This is a genomic window from Neobacillus sp. FW104-15D2 (genome assembly GCF_058790155.1).
Genome location: NZ_JBYTCJ010000014.1, coordinates 33000 through 47761, shown reverse-complemented (window position 1 = coordinate 47761; position 14762 = coordinate 33000). Strand labels below are relative to the sequence as shown.

The following is a 14762-nucleotide window of genomic DNA, read 5'->3' as shown; positions in this document are numbered from 1 at the left end:
AGAATACGGACTGGTAAGCTTTATAGATGTTAATGGAATCACTACCCTGGAATTTGGTTATGCCTGGCGTTATCCAAAACAATGCTAAACAACAAACCCACTTCGCATATGCTAAGTGGGTTTGTTCTTTTCTTAATGGAATATTATTAGTAAAATGTATATCAATAAGAATTGCTATTAATATTTTTAATAATTAGGTGTGATTATAGATGCAATATGATTCTTTAAAAACATTCGTAACCCTTTGCGAAGTAGGTAATTTTACAAAGACCTCAGAAATACTCCACATATCCCAGCCAAGTGTCAGCTTACACATAAAGAATTTAGAAAGAGAGTTTCAAACAGAGTTATTTGTTCGTTCTCCTAAGCTGGTGCAAATAACACCAACGGGAGAGATATTATATAAGCGCGTTAAGCAAATTATTGCCATTTACGAGCAGGCAAAGGAAGACATTCTCGAACATCATAACTCCGTACAGGGAGAATTAATTATTGGAGCAAGCTTTACAATCGGCGAATATATTTTGCCGTCATTACTATCAAAGCTGCAAAAAGATTTCCCTGCCCTTGAGCTTCAGATTATCATTGGGAATACTCATGAAATTGTCGAAAGTGTGCGTTCTTTGCAAGTGGATATCGGATTAATAGAAGGCCAAACCAACGACACCGAAGTATCTGTACATCCATTTATGGAGGATGAGTTATTTATTATTGCATCTAATGAACATCCTCTTGCATCTAAGGGACCATTAGGAATTGCGGACCTCCAAAATCAAGCCTGGGTTTCCAGAGAGCAAGGATCTGGAACGAGAGAATACTTAAACCATGTCATCCGTTCCACTGGTTTAACCGTTAAGTCGTTAATTACAATAAGCAGTAACCAGGGCATTAAAGAAAGTGTCATACAGGGGATGGGTCTCTCCCTACTCTCCCGCAGCGTTATTAAAAGAGAAGTAAAGAATGGAGACCTTTCTGTAATTCCCATTAAGGATAAGTCTTTTACCAGAACACTTTCCTATGTATTCTCTCCCATCATGAAACATAAGCGGAGTGTGGAGAACTTTATTAATTTATTACAGGAAAAATAAACCTTTTTGAAAGGCCTGTTCTTGGAAAAGTAATTTTAAAGGTGCTAAGATATTTTCTAATTGTATACTCATTTAAATTATGAATTATATCAAAATTCTTTAACAGGATGGGGTGTTTATTTTGAAAATCGGAATCATAGGCTTGGGCAATATTGCGAAAAAGGCCTATTTACCTGTACTATCTGAAAAAGAAGGTATAGAGCTTGTGCTTTGTACTAGAAATGAGGATACTCTGAACAGATTGGCCGAGAAATATAGAATTCTGGAAAGGGTCCAGACAGTTGATGAACTGTTAACAAAGGACATTGATGCAGCTTTTGTGAGTTCTGCGACAGAGGCGCATTTTGAAATGGCTGAAAAGTTAATTGAAAATGGCATAAATATTTACATAGACAAGCCGGTATCAATGAGTTTCCAGGAAACTGAGAGAATTGTTCAGCTGGCAAAGGATAACGGTGTCATAGCGATGGTAGGCTTCAACAGAAGATTTATACCAAGAGTGAAAGAGCTGAAGGAGCATGGCAAAGCAAGCCTGATTATCATGCAAAAAAATAGATTTGCATCTCCTGACTATGTAAGACGATTCGTTGTAGAGGACTTCATTCATGTAATCGATACTCTTCGATTCCTGATGGATACAGAGGTCAAGGATGTAAAAGTAGAGTACCTTAGGAATGGTGAAATGCTTGATAATCTGGTCATCCAGCTTATTGGTGAGGGCTGTATCGCTATAGGGGTAATGAACAGAAATGGCGGTGTAACGGAGGAAATCATTGAATATATGACTGGCCATGATAAATATGTTGTAAACAGTCTTGTTGAAACCACTCATTATCATAATAAAGAAATAAGTTTTACTAAATTTGGTGACTGGGAGCCGACACTTTACAAACGTGGCTTCTACCAAATTACTGACCACTTTATCGACTGCGTGCAAAATAACAAGACCCCCAATCCATCAATTGATGATTCTTATATCACTCATGAAATTTGCGAAAGAATCGTTAAATCCATAGACTCGGAAGTTTAATAAAGGGTTTCCCCAATAAGAAAGACAGAGATATCACTGTATCTCTGTCTTCTTTTGACTGCAAATCGTTATCAATCCTTACTTAGCAGCTTTGCTTTTTTTATAAGTATTTCTGCTGTCCCTAAGGCTCTTTATGTAGTGCAGAGGTAAGATTGTTTAACTCGTCAACAAGGCCTTTAAGATAGCCTGCAATCTGATTGATATCTGAAATCGACTCCAATTGTTTTTCGGAGGATTTGGCTATACTTTCACTGCTCGAAGCTGTCTCTTTAGCAACTTCTGTCATATTCTGAACGGCTACGACTACTTGTTCAGAGCCAGTAGAAAGCTTCTCTGATATCGTGGATGTTTTAATAATTTGTTCGTAAGCATTTTTAGTTTCTCTAAGAATTCTTTCAAACACTTCCTCTGTTTGATTAATTAATACTATCCCATTATTCACTTCTTCGGTCCCTATTTTCATAGCATCTATGGCATCACTAGTATCTTGTTGTATTTCGTTTATTAACTTGGCTACTTTTTCAACAGAATCATTTGAGTTTACAGCAAGCTTTCTTACCTCGTCAGCAACCACAGAAAAGCCCTTTCCAAATTCTCCGGCCCTGGCAGCTTCTATAGCTGCATTTAATGCCAATAAGTTTGTCTGAACAGAAATATCTGAAATAACTTGAATGATGTCATTAATTTTAGCGGAACGTTTTTCTAAGTTATTAATGATTTCTGATAAACTTCCGAAAGACTTAAAAATAGTATCAATTTGTTCAATTGACTTTTGAACTGTAACCTTTCCATAATCAGCTTTTTCTGATGTTTGACTAAAGGCTTCTACTGCGACAGAAGCGCTTAAAGCCATCTGGTTAATACCTTTTGTCATATCACCTAATAACTTTCCACTATCATACGACATTCTAAGTTGTGTATCCGCACCTGCAGCCATTTGCTGAATAGCCGCCGTTATTTGATGGATTTCATGCTGAAAATGATCAGAATTTCCTTTTAGGTTCTTCACAGTTTGCAGAACACTCTGCCCCGTATCTGAAAGTTTGTTTATTATCTCTTCGATTGTTAGTTGTTTATCTTCATTCTCTTTTTCCAGGCGATTTGTATATTTCTTTTTATTAAGGATTTGCCAAGTGGTTGCTCCTGATGTAACCAGCAGATATACCACATGGATTAAAAGCATGGAGAATGTATAATGTGGAACACCAAAGATTATTTTTGTGAAAAAAGGATCGATATATCCTGTAATGTGCTCAACTGCAAAAATGCCTGTCATTAAAAAAATCAATTTAACATTTTCATAATAGGATAGAATTGCCACTACCATAAAAATAGAGAAATGGTACTCCACCATTCCTTCTCCACTAATAACTGTACCTATACTCGAAAAGGTGAGTGTGAGTGTAACAAGTAAGGGAACCATAGGATGGTCTTTGTCTACTTTATAAAAAATTATTGTTAAAATTGCCAATGCAATAAGGACCAACAAACTTACGATCGATATGGAATGGCTGCTGACGGACTCTGTGCTCATTAAATTCATTATGTTAAATCTATGGAGTGTAAATACTACTCCGGTAAAAATTACAGCTCCGAGAGATAATATAATCATTAATCGATTTTTACTAATATCCATTTTCTTAACCTTTCTTCGTAAAACGAGCCCAATAAACATTCATTCTTTATTAAACTCTCCGACAAAGTATAATGAAGACCCATTAGGCAATAACCTTTACAGTTAAAACCTAATGGGCTCTTCTAAAATTCATCTTTGCTACTAATCTATTCTTTATTCATTTTAGGAATTAGGCGCAAGCTGTAGATAGCTGCTAACCCTACAAGAATATAGATGATTTTCGACAGGACACTGTCCATCCCGCCAAAGAGTCCCCCCACTAAATCCCATTCAAAAAGCCCTACCAATAGCCAATTCAATCCTCCAATAATTAATAATACCAAGGAAACAATATTTAACGTCTTCATTCTAAACACTCCTTTGTATAGTTTTTGTATAACTTTATATATACTATATATACAAAACTTATACAAAAAATGCAATATTTAAATATATTTTTTTAAAATTAATGTTTTTGTATAATTTGTGTATAATTATTTTTGAAAGGAGAAGAGGATATGTACACCATTAAAAAGGTTTCTGAATTGGTGGGTATTCCCACCGTTACGATACGGGCCTGGGAAAACAGATACCATATCATAACTCCACAAAGAAGCGATGGAGGCCATCGTTTATATAGTCAGACAGACATCGATAAGCTTAAATGGCTTAAGGAGCAATTAGAAACAAGAGGACTAAAAATAGGTGAGGCTGCGCGGTTATTAAATGATAATGCAAAATCACTTCCTGCGCTTACTCCTTTTGAACATATATCTGTCCCAAATTATAAGGAGGATAAAGAAAGGCTTTATCATGCCTTGGTTAATTTAAATGCCAACCAAGCCAACCAAATCATTGATATGGCATTTTCCCTTTACTCCTATGAAGATGTTTTTCATAAAGTACTGACGCCGGTGCTTCACCTGATTGGAACTGAATGGGAATCCGGAAAAATTACCGTAGCACAGGAACACTTCTCTACCGAGTTAATCATGCAAAGAGTCACACATTTTTTTAGAATTTTGCCCACTAATCCCCAGCTTCCAAAAGTGGTGGCTTTTTGCCCGGAAGGTGAGTCTCACCAAATGGGTCTCCTCCTCTTTAGCTTATTTTTGAAAAAAAGGGGCTTAGATGTTATGTATTTAGGGGCAAATACACCATATGAAGGTTTAATAGATCTTATTAAACTAAAGAATATCTCTGCTGTTGCTGCTTCACTTACTCATTCAAAACATGTTAAGCCGTTAATGAAGTGGATACAAAAGTGCCAGCATGAAAATTTAGATTTAGCCTTTATACTTGGCGGCAAAGGCCATAAAGATATCAAGGAACCTCCTTCAAAAACAACGATTCTTGATAACCATTTAGATTGGGATGACTGGTATTACTCCTTTCTCCTTTCTAGATCCAGTAACCCCGATCATAAGCAGTCATAAAGATTGATTAAAAAATAAACAAAAAAGGACTGACTCAAAGGTTGTTTATTAACAATACCTCTAAGTAGTCCTTTAATTTTGTTTGTTTTTTTACTTATTCATCTTAGAAAGAAAATCCCCTAAAAGACTATCCAGGTCATTTTCCTCCTCTTCATTTTCATCTTCCACCATATCTGGTTCGTTTTGTTTTGCTTTTTCCCAATCGAATGAATCCAAATCATCATCAAAGTCATCTAATTCTTGTGAAGAAGCTGTTTCTTCTAAGGAATTCACATTATCTGAAATAGCCGATGGTATAACAGAATCTTCTTCTATCGGTACATCTTCTTGGAGGTACAAGGCCTCATCTATATCCAATGAGCTGCTATTTAAAGAAGCTAGTAAAGAAGTAGCACGTACGGGATCTGTTAAGAGCTGGTAAATAATGCTGCCAAGCAGCGCCTCTGAATGTTCATGCTTTAACCAGTCTCGTTGCGATTTACTTAATTTATGGGGAAGGGGAATCGCAATGGTTTCCCGTTCCCTTTTAGAAGAATGGCCAACTCCCTGCATCACAAACTCAGCAATCTTACTGGAAAAGTTCCTTCTTTCTACTTCCTTTAGCTTTTGCAAATGCTTTAATAAATGATCCGGTGTATCAGAAGGAACCCTAAACGAAATGGCTTGGCCCCTCTCAATTGAGGCAGACTTTTTCATATAATCACCTTATATTAGTTCTTTACTGGTTCTTTGACTGCCTTTGGCTTTTCTGTTTTCCTGACAAAGTCAGTGATAAGCTTATAATAAGCGTTAGCCATCATCCAAATACTCTCTTTTTCATCTTCAAAGAATTCGATATTATAACCATCTAAATTATTATTTAATGTTTTAAGATATTCCTTTAGAACATTCGCCCCGCCGCCAACAAAGTAGCAGATTTCGGTTTGAGAGTTTTTCTGCCAAACATTGCGTAATAAACGATATTCTTTTTTAGCAAGTTCTAGCAAAATGCGGTCTGTAATATCATGAACGCTTGTCCTGCTGCCTTTAACCATAATATGATTGCGGTCATTTTTACGTGTTATAATTTCAACCACATCACGGCGGCTGTCTAATTCAACCCCATGTTTTGTTCTGATTTCTTCTCTAATAGCCTCTAACGATTCAGAAACCCCTAGATTAAATCCTTGTGCCTTATCATCATCCACATTTCTGTTTTTAATGACGGCGATATCAGTTGATAATCCGCCAATATCCTGAATTAAAATTCTTTTATCAATTAAATCCTTATTTATGATCTTCAATTGATTATCCATGACAAGATTAATATACGCAGCAAATCCTTCAGGATAAATCTTTACTTCATTGAATTTAATATTTACTTTTAATCCCTGATACTTTGGTGTTACAAGGAATTCTACCTGATGGACAGAACCAACCAATTTAGAGCGGTATCCAGCATCCTTGCCTTCCTTTACTTCTCGAAGTGGAAGACCTGTTCCAAGGGTGTAGTTTGCATCGATTACATTTTTGGCACGCGGAAAAATTTCTGATGTTTCATCTTTGACGGCGTCTAATGCCAAAGTAGCAAAAAGCATTACCAATGTCTGATCCTCTTCTGATTTCGCACTGCCTGGATCTAATTCTGTAGCATTGCTGCTCTTGGTTGCCAAATTACCCACACGATAAATAGCATTATTCTCTTTCAAGGCAGGGGAGTGAACCTTGATATGAATTCCATCCAGTGGATTCTTACTATCTAATTCTTCTATTCCAATAACCGGTCGATCTTCTGTATCTCTCGCAACAATGTTAGGAATGTTTAATTCGTACTCTAATTCTCCAAATAAAGCTTTAATTGAGTCGTTTCCAACATCTACAGCGGCAATTCTAGTATTTGACATAAAAATACATCCTTCCTTTTCAATTAATAGATTTATGTTTATTGGCGGTTATGTATATTTGTTTCTATTTTAATGTTATAGGAGTTTACTAGTTACTTCAATAAACTTATGTGAAAAGAAATAAAAATGTAAACCTGTAAACACCTTGTAAACTAAAAAGTGTTATGGTATACAATTTTGTAAACATTGTCTACATAACCGTATACATAGCGTATTTACGGGATGTATACATGTTTGTATACACGTAAACCTAATTGTATACACGATGTTTACATTTCGTAAACGTGTATACAATTTCGTAAACAAGTGTTTGTTTTCTTTTTTCTACCAATCGAGCATTGTATGAATTAGGAGGGTTGCTCCCTACTTTTCTTTTTCTCATAAAATAAAAAAGTTAGTTTTGATATTTACTATCGAAGTTTTAACCATATACCCAATCCCATTAATAAAAAAAGACCTCACCAAAATGTAAGTCTCTAAGAAGAAGGTTCAGATCAAAAGGGAAGTATTCAAAAATAGAGAATTAAAGAATCCACGCTCTGAATACATCAATTGCCATTTGCTCTATAATTCATTTATCAACTTTTGTTCAAAATATTAGTTTTCCCCTGCACCATACTTAGCAAGCTTGGCGGCCAGGCTTCTTGGCATAAGCTTTGCTCTAAAGAGAACCTGCCTTATTTAATCCTCCTTTTTCAAGCACACATTACCCGGGCATAGGGTTGTAACAGTTGCGTTGCTGTCATTCAGTTCCTCAACAAGTGATTCAGAACCTGCCCCTTCTTTTTTTGTCTTTAAGAAAAGATTGTTTTGTAAAGTGCTGTTAATGCCTGTTTGACAAAAAGTATGGATTGATGTAATTTGTATGTACAAGCAAAACGTAAGGGGTTTTAATTATGATAGATGACTTTTTTGACAATTGCCTGTATTTCACAGTCAATAAGCTTTCTCGTGCCATTACAAAAATGGCTGAAGATTCCTTTAAAAAAACAGGTTTATCTCCCACTCATGCATTTTTAATGATGCTAGTTATTGATAAGCCAGGCATCTCACAGTCAGAGTTAGCAGACGCTCTGCATTTGAAGCCTTCTACTATTACTCGATTTGTTGATAAGCTCGTCGAAAAAGGTTTGATTGAGCGAAAAACAGAGGGTAAGAGATCTTTAAATTTTCCAACTGAAAATGGAGAAGCTATTCTCAAAGATATAAAGGATGGCTGGAAAATTCTATATCGGGCTTACTCGGATGTTTTAGGTGAAGAAGAAGGAAAAGCATTAAATAAATTAGTCAATGAGGCAGGCTCTAAACTTGAAAAATAGTAGTACATTATCCTTTAATGAATATTAAAAATGTATTCATTAAAAGGATTTTCCTTTATAGTTGCTTGTACAAACAAGGAGATTAGGAGGGCAATGATCTTTATAAAATTAATTTGATTTTTTTTGTTTTTTCATTTGTATATACAAATATTGAAAGCAGGAGGTCCATTCATGTCAGAAAAAGTAATACTCATTGTGGGTGCAGGATCAGGCATTAGCCTAAGTACTGCCAGGAAATTTGGCAAGGAAGGTTTTAAAGTAGCTCTCATTGCACGTCGTTTAACAGCATTGCAGCAATATGAAAAAGAACTGCAGAGTGATGGAATTGAGGCAAAAGGATTTGCTGGAGATGTATCCTCAGCAGAGTCCTTAAAGGCAGCGATGGAAGCTGTTTTTGAAACTTACGGAAAAGTTGATGTTCTCTTATACAATGCGTTTTCAGGAAAGGCAGGCAAACCAACAGAATTAAGTGCAGATGATTTAATTAATGATTTTAACATTAACGTTGCTGGAGCACTAACAAGTGTTAAAGAAGTTGTCCCTCATATGGAAAAAGGAACTATCCTTTTAACAGGCGGCGGGCTGGCACTTTATCCATATGCTGATTTTTCTTCATTATCTATTGGAAAAGCAGGTTTACGCAGTCTAGCATACAGCTTGCATCAGGAGTTGAATCAGCAAGGTATTTATGTTGGCACATTAACAATTAAAGGATTTGTTAAACCAGGTACCTATTTCTCCCCTGAAAATATTGCGAATTCGTTTTTTAGCATGTTTGAAAATCAAACAGAACCAGAAATTATCTTTGAAGAAAAGTAAAATTGGATAACTAATAACTTCGGCCAGAAATTAGATGTATGGAAGAAAAAACGAATCGAAAACTATTCAAGAAGTTCAAAAGGAGACTAAATTATGAAAACACTCGTCATCATCACTCACCCTAATCTTGATCAATCGAGAATTAATCGTGCCTGGATGGAGGAATTGCAAAAGCATGAAGAGATTACACTTCATACTCTTTATCAAGCATATCCAGATGGAAAAATAAACGTAGAACACGAACAAAGCCTGTTAGCATCACATGACCGTATTATTCTTCAATTCCCTTTCTACTGGTACAGCACACCGCCTTTGCTGAAACAATGGCAGGATGAAGTTCTTTCCTACGGATGGGCATATGGAGAAGGCGGTGACAAGCTTCACGGGAAAGAACTAGGCCTTGCGATTTCAACCTTTGGTCCAACAAATTCTTATCAGCAGACTGGGTATAATCATTTTACCATGGAGACCTTAACCACTCCTTTACAACAAACTAGCAATCTTATTGGTACTCGATTTATGCCATTATTCGTGCTGAATGGTGTTATGCATGTTTCAGATACAGAGCTTACAGATAACGCCAAAGCATATGTTGATTACGTTCTTCAGCCTTCCTTGATGGAAGCTTAATTTTAAAGTACGAAAGAGCGATATTTCTTTCTCAAAAATACATTTAATAAAAAAATATTTTCATTTAAAATCAATATTTAATTGCATGTACAAACAAGTTATAACTCAACTCAACTCAACCAGAAAGGTGTTTTTTTATGAAAACCTTAGTCATCGTTGCTCATCCAAACCTGGAGCGCTCAAAAGTAAATAAAACGTGGATGAACCGTCTTCAACAAGAAGAAAATGTAACAGTCCATAATCTATATGCACATTACCCAACATTTGAAATCGATGTAGAAAAAGAGCAGCAGCTATTATTGGAACATGATCGTATTGTTCTGCAATTCCCATTCTATTGGTACAGCTCCCCTGCTTTATTAAAGCAGTGGGAGGATGTCGTTTTAACATACGGTTTTGCTTACGGCTCAAAAGGAACCAGACTGCAAGGGAAAGAGTTAATGTTAGTGATTTCCTCTGGCGGTCCAGCTGAGGCTTACCAGGCAGGTGGTTACAACCAATATTCCATGAGTGAGTTAACCCGGCCATTCCAAGCAACAGCAAACCTATGCGGTATGCATTTCCTGCCCTCATTCCTTTTACAAGGAATGATGACATTAACTGAAGAACGACTTCAAGAAAGCGCAGAAACCCTTGCTGCTTATGTAACTAACCCAAATTTGCGTGCAGGACGCTAAACTACCCTTCGCAATTAATACTTTATAAACAAAAACCTCGGCATAAAACTATGCCGAGGTTTTTAATTGTGGCGATTTACCACAGAATATAGATTGAGTTTAAACTTATTGTGCTGTGTAACCGCCATCGATTACAATAGCCTGTCCTGTTACACTCTTAGATTTATCACTTGCAATGAACATTGCATAATCAGCAATTTCACTAACATCTAATAAACGTTTTTGTGGAACCAATGGATAAATAACTTCTTCAAGAACTTTGTCCAAAGCAACGTTTCTTGTATTAGCAATATCCTGAAGCTGACCACGAACAAGTGGTGTATCAACATATCCTGGGCAGATAGCATTAACAGTAACGCCAAACGGTGCAGCTTCCAATGCAGCTACTTTTGTCAGGCCAATAACGCCGTGTTTCGCACTATTGTAAGCAGCTTTTCCTGCAAATCCTACTAGTCCATTAATGGATGCAACATTGATAATACGTCCGAAGCCTTGTTCTTTCATGATAGGGAAAGCATATTTTGTTGCAATGAATGGTGCTGTAAGCATGATTTTGATCATTAATTCGAACTTACCAGTTGGAAACTCTTCAATTGGAGATACATGCTGTAAGCCTGCATTATTAATCAATACATCTACACGGCCATATTTTTTATGGGCAGTCTCGATCATGTTCTTAATATCTTCTTCACTTGTTACATCTGCTTTTAGACCAATTGCTTCGTATCCAAGGCTGCGAAGATTTTCAGCAGCTGTTTCTACACCTTCTGCATTTAAGTCTGTTAAAACCACTTTACTTCCATTTTCAGCAAATGTTTTTCCAATTTCGTAACCAATTCCGCTTGCAGAACCTGTAATAACTACAACTTTATTTTCAACCAACATGTAAATCTCTCCTTTAATTCAAATTAAATAAGGCCAATACTTGCTAAGATTATTGCAACAATCATTGAGATAGTAGGAATAACAAGACCAACCATAAAAACATCTTTATAGCAATCCTTATGTGTTACCTTTGTAACAGCAAGCAATGTTAACAATGCACCATTATGAGGCAGAATAGACGCCCCTGAAGCAATTGAAGCCATTCTGTGGAAGGCTTCAGGATTAATTCCAGTAGAATGCGCCAAACCAGCATAAGTATGTCCCAAGGCCTGCAGAGCAATCCCCATTCCGCCTGAAGCAGAACCGGTAATCATTGCCAGAATCTGAACTATTAATGACTCTGAAACAAGTGGGTTGCTGGAAATCCCTAACAGCATTTCAGTAATATGTTTAAACTCTGGTACAGCAGTGACAACAGCACCAAAACCAACTGCGGCGCTTGTATTGATAATCGCCATAACTGATCCCTTGCCGCCTTCATTAATGGAAGGAATAAACTTTTTATACTGTTTAACATTGATAATAAAAATGGCAATGATACCTGCCAATAAAGAAGGAATTGGTTCCAGCTTTACAATATCAAGTAAAACAACGACTAGAAGCAGTGGAATTAAAGATAAAATCCAGTTTGGCATAGATTCAGTTTCTGAATCGCTTTCTGCTATTCCTTCAATATCTTTAAAAGTAACCCCGGCTTTAGTCATCCTTTTCTCTCGGAAGGTAAGCCATAAATATCCTCCAACAGCCATAACAATCGTCGCTGCTATTCCCATAATTGAACCTGCCATTGGTGTTGTATGGAAATAAGCCATTGGGATTAAATTTTGTATTTGTGGGGTACCTGGCATAGACGTCATCGTAAAGGTAAAGGCTCCTAAAACAATGGTCGGTGCTATCAATGTACGTGAAATATTTGCTTCTTTAAATAAAGCAATCGCAATAGGATAAATCGCGAAAACCACCACGAAAAGACTTACTCCGCCATATGTTAAAATGGCTGAGGAAACCAAAACCCCTAATATAGCACGTTTCTTTCCTATAAATTTGGTGATTTGATAGGCAACAGACTTGGCTGCACCTGTTTCTTCCATTAATTTTCCAAAAACAGCGCCTAGTAAAAATATTGGGAACCACTTTTTCGTGAAATCCACGAATCCTCCCATATAGGTGTCTGTATAGGTATGCATTAAATCTAAGCCGCTTAGTAAGGCTACAACTCCAGCTACAATTGGAGCGACCCATATAATCGACCAACCTAGATAGGCTAAAACCATTAGCAGCACTAAGCCTATCACGATACTTAGCATTCACTTTCCCCCTAATCTATTCCGCTTTTTTCCTACCATCCCTTGTTGTTCCCTCGCATTTAAAAGGAACAAAGGCGATTTTACTCCTACTAAATAAATAAGTAAAATGAATTATTTCTATAATAGGTATTCAATATATCTATAGGAAAAAGGTTGGAAACTAAAAGATCGTTATCCTCCTATTGACTTGTTTTATACAATCTTCAAATATAAAATTTTCATACCGGAGACATCGGGATTTTTTAGGCCATTCCTATTTTTAGGGATTTTGGGAAATAGAAAAAGCCTTACCATAAGTAAGACTTTCTTTTTGGCTGTATTTCCAAAGGAGGAATACTATTCAAATGTGGGTAACTTTTTCCTTATGACATTTTCCTTATAAACGCAACCTTCAGATAGCTGCCTTCCGGAAATTCTTTAATAGTTTTAAAATCTTTCGGCAGAGAAAATTCTTCTACTATCTTATAACTTTTATTTGTTTCCTTAAATGCCTGGTCAATAAAGCCTCTAAATTTACTCATATTAAAAGCACTTGAATTGGTGGAAGCTACTATAATTCCTTGATCTTCAGTAATAGCAATAGCTTCCATTAAAAGATTCTTATAGTCCTTTTCCGCGCTAAATACCATCTTTTTAGATCTGGCAAAGCTTGGCGGATCAAGTATGACCATATCAAATTTCAGCTGATGTTTTACTGCGTATTTAAAGTAATGGAAGACATCCTGGACTTTTATATCCTGTGATTCATAATCGATTCCATTCAAGCTAAACTGCTCTATGGTTTTGCTTAGGCTTCGGTTTGCTAAGTCAACGCTTGTTGTTTTTGCAGCGCCCCCCAAGGCAGCAAACACCGAAAAAGCACCCGTATAGGAAAAGGTATTTAGAACATTCTTACCGTTCGCATAAGCATCCCGGATTCTTTTTCTGACATCCCTTTGATCTAAAAATACACCGACCATGGCACTTTCATTTAAATAAACAGCAAAATTCACACCATTTTCTTTTACAATAATCGGGAAAGCTCCTCTTTCTCCTGTTACAAAATCATCATCTTCGATATATTTTCCACTGACATCAAATCTTTTCTTTTGATATATGGCTTTAAATTCAGTTAGCTCTTTCAAAGCATTTATAATATAGTCTCGGAACTCGTAAATACCTTTGCTGTACCAATTGATTAAATAGTATCCATCAAAATATTCAATGGTTAACCCACCCAAACCATCACCTTCGCCATTCACAATCCGGAAGGCATTAGTATCCTCGCTTTGAAAAAACGGCTCCCTCAACTCAATCGCATCTCTGATTTTATTAGTAAAAAAAACTTGGTCGATTTGTTCCTTTTCTTTTCTGCTGAGAACCCATCCATAACCTTTATTTTGTTTGCCATAATAGCCTTTTGCTATAAAATGATTCTTTTCATCGACAAGCTGGACAATGTCCCCCTCTTCAGAAGCATCGTTTAGGTTTATTATTGCTTCCTTCATAATGAGCGGATAACCATTTTTATATTTATTTACAAACTTACCTTTTAACTTTAACGTAATTTCTCTATTCATCTTGTCATCCCTTCTGAAGACACCGATCATAACGGAAAAACTAATCTATTTATTATAAAACCTTATAGATCTGGGCAATATCTATTGCAATAACTCCTCTTAATTATACCTTTTGAAGGAATTTAGTTGCAAATACACCAGAATCTAATGGCTCTACCACAGATCCAGAAATTAGAGATGTTACGTTTATTGAAAGTTACGTACAACTATAGTTAGCTAACACAAGAGTACTAAAAAAAACGACTTACCCTTTAGGCAAGTCAAGTGCTTGATATGCTGACTGAAATTTTCCGCCTGCAGCCACTTCTGCGTGATACAGCGCTTTTAGAGCAAAGCTTTTCTCCAGCTCATGTTCTTTCATCATCTCTTTTAGTCTCTTTTGTAATTCTTTATTATCCTTAACAAGCTTTTGCATTTGTGTTTGTACATATTTCATTACTTACCAAACTCCCTTCCAACTTCAAATTTATCTCAGCCTTGACCCCAGTTCATTTATATTAATAACGTCGATTAG

General features: G+C 36.3%; 15 protein-coding genes. 7 read left to right on the top strand and 8 right to left on the bottom strand.

Going from position 1 to position 14762, the window contains the following annotated elements:
* Positions 1–209: 209 nt before the first annotated feature.
* Together AC3WR0_RS12755 and AC3WR0_RS12750 are read left to right on the top strand one after the other, a co-directional pair.
* A complete protein-coding gene (locus AC3WR0_RS12755; RefSeq protein WP_492552668.1) occupies positions 210–1088 on the top strand; it encodes a LysR family transcriptional regulator in 879 nt (292 codons plus the stop codon).
* Between the two features lie 121 nt (positions 1089–1209).
* Positions 1210–2118 carry a Gfo/Idh/MocA family protein gene (locus AC3WR0_RS12750; RefSeq protein WP_492552667.1) on the top strand — a complete coding sequence of 303 codons (909 nt, stop codon included), beginning with the start codon at positions 1210–1212 and terminating at the stop codon, positions 2116–2118.
* A 121-nt stretch (positions 2119–2239) separates the two neighbouring features.
* Here AC3WR0_RS12750 and AC3WR0_RS12745 read toward each other — a convergent pair whose 3' ends face one another.
* Positions 2240–3754 (bottom strand): methyl-accepting chemotaxis protein, encoded by a 1515-nt coding sequence (locus AC3WR0_RS12745; RefSeq protein WP_492552666.1) that lies wholly within the window; start codon positions 3752–3754, stop codon positions 2240–2242.
* Positions 3755–3900: 146 nt separating this feature from the next.
* The gene (locus tag AC3WR0_RS12740; protein ID WP_492552665.1) at positions 3901–4101 is read right to left on the bottom strand and encodes a DUF378 domain-containing protein; all 201 of its coding nucleotides are present in this window, start codon (positions 4099–4101) and stop codon (positions 3901–3903) included.
* A 150-nt stretch (positions 4102–4251) separates the two neighbouring features.
* Here AC3WR0_RS12740 and AC3WR0_RS12735 point away from each other — a divergent pair, with 150 nt between their 5' ends.
* Entirely contained in the window at positions 4252–5169 is a 918-nt protein-coding gene (locus AC3WR0_RS12735; RefSeq protein ID WP_492552664.1) for a MerR family transcriptional regulator, read from the top strand.
* Between the two features lie 90 nt (positions 5170–5259).
* Here AC3WR0_RS12735 and AC3WR0_RS12730 read toward each other — a convergent pair whose 3' ends face one another.
* Together AC3WR0_RS12730 and AC3WR0_RS12725 are read right to left on the bottom strand one after the other, a co-directional pair.
* Positions 5260–5865, bottom strand: coding sequence for a hypothetical protein (locus tag AC3WR0_RS12730; protein WP_492552663.1), 606 nt, complete (start codon positions 5863–5865; stop codon positions 5260–5262).
* A gap of 14 nt (positions 5866–5879) precedes the next feature.
* A complete protein-coding gene (locus AC3WR0_RS12725) occupies positions 5880–7052 on the bottom strand; it encodes an Alp7A family actin-like protein (protein ID WP_492552662.1) in 1173 nt (390 codons plus the stop codon).
* An 896-nt stretch (positions 7053–7948) separates the two neighbouring features.
* Between AC3WR0_RS12725 and AC3WR0_RS12720 the strand changes: the two genes are divergently transcribed.
* From AC3WR0_RS12720 to AC3WR0_RS12705, 4 genes are all read left to right on the top strand, one after another.
* On the top strand, positions 7949–8371 hold the full coding sequence (locus AC3WR0_RS12720; RefSeq protein WP_492552661.1) for a MarR family winged helix-turn-helix transcriptional regulator: 423 nt from the start codon (positions 7949–7951) through the stop codon (positions 8369–8371).
* A 171-nt stretch (positions 8372–8542) separates the two neighbouring features.
* Positions 8543–9190 (top strand): SDR family NAD(P)-dependent oxidoreductase, encoded by a 648-nt coding sequence (locus AC3WR0_RS12715; protein ID WP_492552660.1) that lies wholly within the window; start codon positions 8543–8545, stop codon positions 9188–9190.
* A 93-nt stretch (positions 9191–9283) separates the two neighbouring features.
* On the top strand, positions 9284–9820 hold the full coding sequence (locus AC3WR0_RS12710; RefSeq protein WP_492552659.1) for an NAD(P)H-dependent oxidoreductase: 537 nt from the start codon (positions 9284–9286) through the stop codon (positions 9818–9820).
* 137 nt (positions 9821–9957) lie between these two features.
* Positions 9958–10497, top strand: coding sequence for an NAD(P)H-dependent oxidoreductase (locus AC3WR0_RS12705; RefSeq protein WP_492552658.1), 540 nt, complete (start codon positions 9958–9960; stop codon positions 10495–10497).
* A gap of 105 nt (positions 10498–10602) precedes the next feature.
* Here the strand turns inward: AC3WR0_RS12705 and AC3WR0_RS12700 are convergent, their stop codons facing one another.
* From AC3WR0_RS12700 to AC3WR0_RS12685, 4 genes are all read right to left on the bottom strand, one after another.
* The gene (locus tag AC3WR0_RS12700; protein ID WP_492552715.1) at positions 10603–11379 is read right to left on the bottom strand and encodes a 3-hydroxybutyrate dehydrogenase; all 777 of its coding nucleotides are present in this window, start codon (positions 11377–11379) and stop codon (positions 10603–10605) included.
* A gap of 26 nt (positions 11380–11405) precedes the next feature.
* Positions 11406–12689, bottom strand: coding sequence for a GntP family permease (locus tag AC3WR0_RS12695; RefSeq protein ID WP_492552657.1), 1284 nt, complete (start codon positions 12687–12689; stop codon positions 11406–11408).
* A gap of 362 nt (positions 12690–13051) precedes the next feature.
* Entirely contained in the window at positions 13052–14248 is a 1197-nt protein-coding gene (locus AC3WR0_RS12690) for a class I SAM-dependent rRNA methyltransferase (protein ID WP_492552656.1), read from the bottom strand.
* Positions 14249–14492: 244 nt separating this feature from the next.
* The gene (locus AC3WR0_RS12685) at positions 14493–14684 is read right to left on the bottom strand and encodes a hypothetical protein (RefSeq protein ID WP_027323604.1); all 192 of its coding nucleotides are present in this window, start codon (positions 14682–14684) and stop codon (positions 14493–14495) included.
* Between the last annotated feature and the right edge of the window lie 78 nt (positions 14685–14762).

Coding starts and splice junctions, on each gene's coding strand:
- AC3WR0_RS12755 (WP_492552668.1), top strand. CDS start 210: ATGCAATATGATTCTTTAAAAACATTCGTAACCCTTTGCGAAGTAGGT.
- AC3WR0_RS12745 (WP_492552666.1), bottom strand. CDS start 3,754: ATGGATATTAGTAAAAATCGATTAATGATTATATTATCTCTCGGAGCT.
- AC3WR0_RS12740 (WP_492552665.1), bottom strand. CDS start 4,101: ATGAAGACGTTAAATATTGTTTCCTTGGTATTATTAATTATTGGAGGA.
- AC3WR0_RS12735 (WP_492552664.1), top strand. CDS start 4,252: ATGTACACCATTAAAAAGGTTTCTGAATTGGTGGGTATTCCCACCGTT.
- AC3WR0_RS12730 (WP_492552663.1), bottom strand. CDS start 5,865: ATGAAAAAGTCTGCCTCAATTGAGAGGGGCCAAGCCATTTCGTTTAGG.
- AC3WR0_RS12725 (WP_492552662.1), bottom strand. CDS start 7,052: ATGTCAAATACTAGAATTGCCGCTGTAGATGTTGGAAACGACTCAATT.
- AC3WR0_RS12720 (WP_492552661.1), top strand. CDS start 7,949: ATGATAGATGACTTTTTTGACAATTGCCTGTATTTCACAGTCAATAAG.
- AC3WR0_RS12715 (WP_492552660.1), top strand. CDS start 8,543: ATGTCAGAAAAAGTAATACTCATTGTGGGTGCAGGATCAGGCATTAGC.
- AC3WR0_RS12710 (WP_492552659.1), top strand. CDS start 9,284: ATGAAAACACTCGTCATCATCACTCACCCTAATCTTGATCAATCGAGA.
- AC3WR0_RS12705 (WP_492552658.1), top strand. CDS start 9,958: ATGAAAACCTTAGTCATCGTTGCTCATCCAAACCTGGAGCGCTCAAAA.
- AC3WR0_RS12695 (WP_492552657.1), bottom strand. CDS start 12,689: ATGCTAAGTATCGTGATAGGCTTAGTGCTGCTAATGGTTTTAGCCTAT.
- AC3WR0_RS12690 (WP_492552656.1), bottom strand. CDS start 14,248: ATGAATAGAGAAATTACGTTAAAGTTAAAAGGTAAGTTTGTAAATAAA.
- AC3WR0_RS12685 (WP_027323604.1), bottom strand. CDS start 14,684: ATGAAATATGTACAAACACAAATGCAAAAGCTTGTTAAGGATAATAAA.